Origin of the sequence: Kribbella turkmenica (assembly GCF_004348725.1) — a bacterium.
In the GTDB taxonomy this organism is placed as follows: domain Bacteria; phylum Actinomycetota; class Actinomycetes; order Propionibacteriales; family Kribbellaceae; genus Kribbella; species Kribbella turkmenica.
The window spans coordinates 1-7,435 of the sequence record NZ_SMKR01000252.1; the positions used below are offsets into that span (position 1 = coordinate 1).

Below are 7,435 nucleotides of genomic sequence, written 5' to 3' on the forward strand. Positions count from 1 at the left end.
CCACCCCACCTGAACGCCGCCCTCGATTTTCCTGAACGCTAGCGGCCCCAACGGGCGGGCGCTTACGGAGTGAAGACTTCGAAGGCGGCCGCGTACTTGGTGCCCAGTCGGGTGCCGGCTGATCGGGAGAGGCCTTCGAGAAAGTCGGCCGGGTCGAACTCGGGTTGGTTGAGGCCGTCGATGTAGGCCTTGTGGGCGCGCAGGGACTCCACGCCGACGTCCAAGGTGTCCGTGGTATCGGCCGCGTGGCGCGACCCCGGCGAACTCCCGGCCCAAACCTGGCGTACGCCGTTCCAGCGTTCACCGGCGTCCGGGAAGATCCATCGGTTCGCGGCGTCGCGGACCGCGTCCAGCGTGGCGCGGCCGGTGTTGATGTGGTCGGCCTGGTTCAGCAGTACGTCGCCGTCCCAGGTGTCGCGGAAGTTGTTCGTGATCACGATCTCCGGCTGGTGCCGCCGGATCACCGAGGTGATCACGCGGCGGAGCGCGACGCCGTACTCGATGGTGCCGTCGGGCTGCCCGAGGAACTCGACCGCCGACACACCGACGATCCGCGCGGACTCGATCTGCTCGGCCTCACGCAGTGGACCGCACTCGTCCGGCGCGACTCCGTCGATCCCCGCCTCACCCGAGGTGAGCAGGCAGTACACGACTTCCTTGCCCTGACCGGTCCAGCGCGCGATCGCGGCCGCCGTCCCGAACTCCAGATCGTCCGGATGCGCGACCACCGCCAGCGCCTTCTGCCAGTCCTCCGCCACCGCTTCCAGCTTCTGCACGCTCATCTCCGCAGGCTAGCCCGCCCACCGTCCATCCGCGAACGTCACTCGCCCGACCGGAGGGCGACCGCGGCTCAGCCGAAGATCTGGCGCGAGTAGGAGTTGGTGAACATCCGCGTCGGGTCCAGCCGGTCGCGGACGGCGAGGAAGTCATCGAAACGCGGGTAGCGGGTCGCCAGGTCCGACGCGTCCAGGGTGTGCAGCTTGCCCCAGTGCGGGCGCCCGTCGTAGTCGGCGACGATCCGCTCGAAGGCGCGGAAGTACGCGTCGTGGGCGAGGCGGTGGTACTGGTGGATCGCGACGTACGCCGTGTCGCGGCCGTAGGCCGTCGACAGCCAGATGTCGTCCGCGGCGGCGACCCGGACCTCGATCGGGAACGGGATGCGTGTCCCCGACGCGTCGATCCAGTCGCGGAGCCGGCGGACGACCTCGACCGCGTGCTCGCGGGGTACGGCGTACTCGGACTCGCGGAACACCACGTTGCGCTCGGAGCAGAACACCTTGTACGACGCGTCGACGTACTCACGGGCCGACAACGCCCGGGAGGCGATCCGGTTGATCCGCGGCACCAGGCCGGGCCGGCGGGTCGCGAGCCGGTTCGTCAGCTCGAAGACTCGGTTGGACAGCAACTCGTCGTCGACCCAGCCGCGGATCCGGCCGACCGGCGACGGGCCGACGCCGGCCGCGACCCGGTTGTTCCGCTTGGTCAGCGCGAGGTCGGTGTGCGGGAACCAGTAGAACTCGAAGTGATCGTTGCCGAGGGCAAGCTCATCGAAGCCGTCCAGCACCTCGCCCAGCGGCAGCGGCATCTCCTGGGCCCGCAGCAGGAACGCGGGCACACACTGCAGGGTCAGCGAGCTGATCACGCCGAGCGCGCCGACCGAGACCCGGGCGGCGGCGAAGACGTCCGCGTTCTCCTCCGCGGAGCAGTGCAGGACCGAGCCGTCGGCGGTGACCAGGTCGAGCTCGACCACCTGGGTCGCGAGGCCGCCGAGGCGGGCACCGGTGCCGTGCGTGCCGGTGGAGATCGCGCCGGAGACGGTCTGTTTGTCGATGTCGCCGAGGTTCGCCATCGCCAGATCGAACGCGGCCAGCCCGGTGTTCAGCGTGCGCAGGCCGGTGCCGGCGCCGGCCGTGACGCGGCCGGAATCCCGGTCGGCGTGGGTGATCGAGGACAGCCCGTCCAGCTGGACCATCACCTGCTCGGGCACGGAGCAGCCGGTGAACGAGTGGCCCGAGCCGACGGCCTTCAGCTTCCTGCCCTGCTCGGCGGCGGCCTTCACCGCGGCCGCGAGCTCGTCGGCCGAACTCGGGCGGAGCAGTTCCACCCCGGTGGCCGACTCGGTGCCCGACCAGTTCCGCCAGGTGCTCATCCGAAGTTTTTCCCCTCGCCCCGGTACGTCGCGAGCCCGGTCAGCTCGTCACCGTCGATGGCGTACATGACGTCGAACCGCTCCAGCATTTCGCCCGCCTTCGCATAGCGCATCCAGATCCGGTCTCCAAGATGCAACCGTTCGGCGGACCTTCCAACGACCGGGGTCTGCACTTCTCCTGCACCTTCGGTCCCCAGGAGTTTCAGGCCGGCGGGCCAGGTCGGCAACGGCAACCGGGACTTCTTCGCCGGACCGGACGCCACGTAGCCGCCACCGAAGAGTGTGGCGATCCGCGGCGCCGGGCGCCGTACGACGTCCAGCGCGAAGGCGACCGCGGGCAGCGGCTGGAACACGTCGTACCTGTCGAAGAGAGTCGGGCCGTAGAGACCTGAGCCAGCGGTCACCTCGGTGACGACCGGGTCGGCGCTGCTGATCTCGAGACTGCCGGTGCCGCCGCTGTTGACGAGCCGCAGCGGCGCGAACTGCTTGAGCGCGTCGACGACCGCGCCACGGCGATCGGCGAGCTCGGCGGCCGAACGGCGCTTGACCCAGCGGACGGCCGGCGACGCGTCCGGCAGACCCGCGATCTGCGCCTCGTAGAACATCACGCCGACCAGCTCGAAGGCGTCGTCGGCCACCACCTCGCGAGCGAGCCCGGCGACCTCCTCCGGGGTCCGCAGCGGCGAACGACGTACGCCGAGGTGCTGACCGAGGACCCGCAGCGACGCGTCGACGTCCAGGCAAACCTGGATTCGCGCGTCACCGGCAGTGACGGACTTGATGAAGGCCAAGTGCTCGGGTGAGTCGACCATCAGCGTGATTCGGGCGGCCGCCGCGGGGTCGTCGGCCAACGACCGGAGCGCGCCGCGGTGAGTGGTCGGGTAGCCGAGCAGGATGTCGTCGACGCCGTTGCGGGCCAGCCAGAGCGCCTCGGGCAGCGCGTAGCTCATGACGCCGTGAAACCCCGGTCGCTCGAGTGCGGCCGTGATCAGCGCCCGGCAGCGCACCGACTTGGACGCGATCCGGATCGGCGTGCCCGCGGCGCGGCGGACCAGGTCGTCCGCGTTCCGCCGGAACGCGGCCAGGTCGATCACCGCGAACGGCGCGTCGAGGTCCGCGGTCAGGCGGGCGTACCGGTCGAAATCACCCATACCGGGAGTGTAGGACAAGAATACTGAAAGGTAATACAACTTCTGCTGCGGTTCCTACGGTGAATCGATCACAGCTTCCAGCGCCCGAACAACGCCGTGCGCCCAGTCTGCCTGGGCATCGGGCTCGGCCGATGCTGCCGCGAGCAGAGCGACCGTGGAGCCGCGTACCACGGACACGTCGACGTACTGCTCGGCCTCGTCGCCTCCATAGCGTCGTACTGCGGCTGCGGCGGCGCCCTCTGACCCCAACTGCTTCACACTGAGGTCACCTCCGTGGCCGCAGGCTGCCATCCGCGCCTGGTAGCCGGACCGGTACGCCGACGCCTCGTCAGCATCGCGGAAGCGCAGGAGCAGCGCAGTGCCTGGCTTGTCGTCCCCCGACCGGTAGGCGCCCTGCAATGCGTACTGCGGGACCGGCAACGAGCCGGAGGGCAGCTGGCCGGCACAGCCGATCGGCAACGCCTCGTAGGCAGCCTGATGCGGCTCACGACGACGAGTCCAGGTCTCGTTGCCGAGGAAACCGACTTCGGCACCGCCCGGGTCCACATAGGTCTTCCAACCGGCGCCCAACGTGTCCGGCGCCGGCAAGTTGCGCGCACTGAGCGGACCAGCCGTCGCAGGCGGTGGTGCAGTCGCCTCCTCGGGCAGCTCAGGCGGCACCGCCGCGTCCGTCGGCTTGAAGGTGCTGAGCGTAGTGGTCGGCACCGGCACAGTCCCGCCTACGGTGATCGGGATCGCAGTTGCGCTCGGAGTCCTGGCTACGCGCGGACTCTCGTCTGCGCTGCACCCCACCAGCAGCACCGAGAGGACTGCCACAGCTACGACGGTTCTCACTTCGGCTGGAAGTGCTGGTAGTCGGGCTTGCGCCAGTACCCACCCCAGAGGTAGCCCTGGGCAACCAGCGCCTTGCTGGCGGTGCTGCTCGCGTAGAGCATCCCGGGGCGGGAGACGGACCGGTTGCGGTAGGCGAGCCCGTTGGACGGGTACCAGACGCCGTTGGCCGCGAGGTACGGGTTCTCGACGGTGTTGATGTCGATGGCCCAGCCGTACGAGTGCGGCGACAAGGCGTACGGGTTTCCGGTGACGCGGCGGCAGTTGAAGGCGGAGGTGTTGTCGGCCGCCATCGACTTGATGTCGCTCCCGCCGAACCGGTCCACCCGGCGCATCTGCCGGATCGGGAACTTGGCGGCGAAGGTCGACGTCCAGACCGAGATCATCTTCTGGACGGCGGCGTCGCGGACAACCAGCTCACCGCGGTGGACCTTGCGGTCGAAGCCCCAGTAGTTCAGCTGGATCAGCCGCAGCGACGACGGCCTCACCGGGCAGCCGGCTCGGTACGTGTGCGGCACCATCGCGGCCGAGACGGCGTACACCTTGGGGTTCAGGTGGGCCTTGACCACGATGGTGGCGAGGCCGGAGTACTCCATCAGCGGCTGGGTGACCCCGCGGGTCAGCACCCGGACGGTCCGGGTGGCCGGCACGTCGTCCGGCACCCGCAGGCGGAACCTGCCGGCGGTGTCCATCGTCGCGATCGAGAGCAACTGCCACCTGCCTCTGCCGAGGTAGGACTGGAGGGCGAGTTCCTTGCCCGGCTCGGCCGGGACCATCCGGCCGGTGACGGAGGCGCCGGTCAGCGTCGCGTACCAGGGCGCGGGGGTGTTCAGCACGATCTTGCGGTCCTGGATGTTCGACAACTGGTAGTCCGAGATCGCCAGCGCGGTCTCCGCCTTGACGCCGATCATCGTCCGGAACGCCGACGTGGTCGGGACCGACGACACGTAGTGGAACCGGTAGACGCCGCCGGCCGTGGTCCGCGCCGACCCCCGCAGCACCCAGGCTCCCGGGACGCGCTGCCAAAGGGTGATGTACGAGCCGGTGATAGGCCGGCTGATCCTGCCGGTGAACACCGTGACCCGGTCCTCCCAGGACGCGGCCGGCTTGTCGAGCGTGATCGACCACTCCTCCGCGTCGGCGGTCACCGAGGGCGTGGGCGCCGGTGTGGTCGCCGTCGGCTCCTCGGTCGCGGGTGGCGTCGGCGTCTCGGCCAGTTCGTTCGCGATCGAAGGAGTCGGCGGAGTCCCGGTCACCTCAGTCGAGGTCGAAGAGGAAGGTGGCGGCGTCGGTTCGTCGACCGCCGTTGCACTGGGCGCCTGCAGGCCCGCCACGAGCAGCACTGCTGCCAACCCCACCCCGAGAACCTGCCGCGTCATGTGATCGCTCCTCTCCCCAACCGCAACTTACCCACTGAAGATGCAGCCGAAAGGGAAGACGTCACACAGGACGCGGAAGTTCTGTCACTCCTGCAGTCTTTTCACCGCGGCGTCGACGCGCTCGTCGGTGCCGGTCAGGGCCACGCGGACGTGCCGCTCCCCCGCCGTACCGTAGAAGGCGCCCGGGGCGACCACGATGCCGCGGTCCGCGAGCGCGCCGACCGAGCCGTACGAGTCGTGGTCCGGGTGCGCGGCCCACAGGTACAGGCCTCCGTTGGACAGGGTGATGACCCAGCCGGCGTCCGTCAGGGCGTCGCGCAGGACGGCGCGGCGCCGCAGGTACCGCACCCGCTGCTCCTCCACGTGCGCGTCGTCGGCGAACCCGGCGGCCATCGCGGCCTGGATCGGCGACGGCACCATCAGACCGGCATGCTTGCGGACGGCCAGGAGCTCGGCGACGACCGACTCGTCACCGGCCACGAAGCCGCCGCGGTACCCGGCGAGGTTGGACCGCTTCGAGAGCGAGTGCACCGCGAGCAGGTTGTCGAAGCTGCCGCCGCACACGTCCGGGTGGAGCACGGACACCGGCCGCGCGTCCCAGCCGAACTCGGTGTAGCACTCGTCGCTGACCAGCAGGACGTCGTTCGCCCGCGCCCACTCGACCGCGCGGCGCAGGTCCTCGGCCGGGGTGATCTCGCCGGACGGGTTCCGCGGCGAGTTCAGGTAGGCGACCCGCACCGCCCCGTCGTACGTCGCCGGGTCCGCGACCGGAACGCTCGTCGCCCGCGCCAGCGCGGCACCGGCCTCGTACGTCGGGTACGCGAGGTCCGGGATCAGCACGGTGTCGCCGGCGCCGATCCCGAGCAGGGTCGGCAGCAGCATGATCAGTTCCTTGGTGCCGATCACCGGCAGCACGCCGGCCTGCGGGTCCACCCCCGCGACGTCGAGCCGCCGCGCCATCCAGTCGACGGCCGCCTGCCGGACGGTCGACGTGCCGATCGTGGTCGGGTACGCCGGCGCGTCCGCCGCCTCCGCGAGCGCGGTCCGGATCAGGTCCGGCACCGGGTCCACCGGGCTGCCGATGGACAGGTCCACGATCCCGTCGGGATGGGCCGCCGCCTTCTGCTTGTACGGCGCGAGCTTGTCCCAGGGAAAGTCCGGCAACCGCCGCGAAGTCTCGAAGATCACCCCCGCATTGTCTCCTGCCGGCCGGGCTGCCGGTCCACAGGCGCCCGCTCCGCGAGAAACTCCACCGCCTTCTTCACCAGGTCGGGGTCCCGCAGGATCCGGCGGTGCCCCTGTCCCTCACTGGTCTCGAGACGGGCACCGGGCCAGCGTGCGGCCGCCTCGACACCGCCCTGGTACGACGTCTCCGCGTCGGATCGGTCGTGGATCAGCAGCAGCGGCGGCAACGGACCGCTGATTCCCGACCTCAGCGAGTCCATCCGGAACGACTCCATCGGGCCGAACCGGGCCTCGAACCGGCGCAGGAACCCGGCCCGGATCCGCGGCCCGAACCCGAGGAACGCCTGCATCTGATCCAGGGTCTCGGTGAAATCCGTGGCCGCGGCGATGAACACGACCCGCTCCACCCGGAGCCCGTCGCGCAGCGCCAGCGCCGTCGCGGGGGCGCCGAGCGAATGCGCGACCACGCCGTACGCCGGTCCTTGCACCGCGACGACCGCCCGCAGCGTGGCGGCCAGTTCGAGCAGCGTCCCGGCGCCCTTGCCCTCGCCTCCCGGCGCCGAGTCGCCGTGGCTCGGCGCGTCGTACGTGATCACCCGGGAGCCCGCGTCCACCTTACCCACCCTCCAATAAAAGCACGACCGTTCGCCTTTTGGCAACGGATTTCGCGCGCTCCCGCCGGCAAGGAGTGGAAAGCTGTAACCAGGACCGGGTGAAGGGGTGGGAGATGTACGACGTCG

7 protein-coding genes are annotated in these 7,435 nt (G+C 70.2%); all 7 read right to left on the reverse strand.

The genetic code is table 11. The features are described from left to right. Positions 1 to 62 precede the first annotated feature (62 nt). The 7 genes from E1218_RS33945 to E1218_RS33975 all read right to left on the reverse strand — a co-directional run bounded on the left by E1218_RS33945 (position 63) and on the right by E1218_RS33975 (position 7,354). Positions 63 to 782 (reverse strand): PIG-L deacetylase family protein, encoded by a 720-nt coding sequence (locus E1218_RS33945; protein WP_132327143.1) that lies wholly within the window; start codon positions 780 to 782, stop codon positions 63 to 65. A gap of 68 nt (positions 783 to 850) precedes the next feature. Further along, positions 851 to 2,149 (reverse strand): D-arabinono-1,4-lactone oxidase, encoded by a 1,299-nt coding sequence (locus E1218_RS33950; RefSeq protein ID WP_132327144.1) that lies wholly within the window; start codon positions 2,147 to 2,149, stop codon positions 851 to 853. Next, on the reverse strand, positions 2,146 to 3,300 hold the full coding sequence (locus E1218_RS33955; RefSeq protein WP_132327145.1) for an amino acid deaminase/aldolase: 1,155 nt from the start codon (positions 3,298 to 3,300) through the stop codon (positions 2,146 to 2,148). The genes E1218_RS33950 and E1218_RS33955 overlap by 4 nt, the downstream gene beginning before the upstream one ends. A 54-nt stretch (positions 3,301 to 3,354) precedes the next feature. Beyond that, a complete protein-coding gene (locus tag E1218_RS33960) occupies positions 3,355 to 4,005 on the reverse strand; it encodes a hypothetical protein (protein WP_132327146.1) in 651 nt (216 codons plus the stop codon). 125 nt (positions 4,006 to 4,130) lie between these two features. Continuing rightward, on the reverse strand, positions 4,131 to 5,510 hold the full coding sequence (locus E1218_RS33965; protein ID WP_267900349.1) for a M15 family metallopeptidase: 1,380 nt from the start codon (positions 5,508 to 5,510) through the stop codon (positions 4,131 to 4,133). Between the two features lie 84 nt (positions 5,511 to 5,594). Further along, complete coding sequence (gene dapC, locus E1218_RS33970; protein ID WP_202866345.1) at positions 5,595 to 6,695, reverse strand: succinyldiaminopimelate transaminase; 1,101 nt, start codon at positions 6,693 to 6,695, stop codon at positions 5,595 to 5,597. After that, positions 6,695 to 7,354, reverse strand: coding sequence for an alpha/beta fold hydrolase (locus E1218_RS33975; RefSeq protein ID WP_132327148.1), 660 nt, complete (start codon positions 7,352 to 7,354; stop codon positions 6,695 to 6,697). Before E1218_RS33975 ends, dapC begins: the two co-directional genes overlap by 1 nt. Positions 7,355 to 7,435 lie beyond the last annotated feature (81 nt).

What these genes read in the sequence shown, in the direction of transcription:
- E1218_RS33955 (WP_132327145.1), bottom strand. Translation starts at nt 3,300, where the DNA reads ATGGGTGATTTCGACCGGTACGCCCGCCTGACCGCGGACCTCGACGCG.
- E1218_RS33965 (WP_267900349.1), bottom strand. Translation starts at nt 5,510, where the DNA reads ATGACGCGGCAGGTTCTCGGGGTGGGGTTGGCAGCAGTGCTGCTCGTG.
- E1218_RS33950 (WP_132327144.1), bottom strand. Translation starts at nt 2,149, where the DNA reads ATGAGCACCTGGCGGAACTGGTCGGGCACCGAGTCGGCCACCGGGGTG.
- E1218_RS33945 (WP_132327143.1), bottom strand. Translation starts at nt 782, where the DNA reads ATGAGCGTGCAGAAGCTGGAAGCGGTGGCGGAGGACTGGCAGAAGGCG.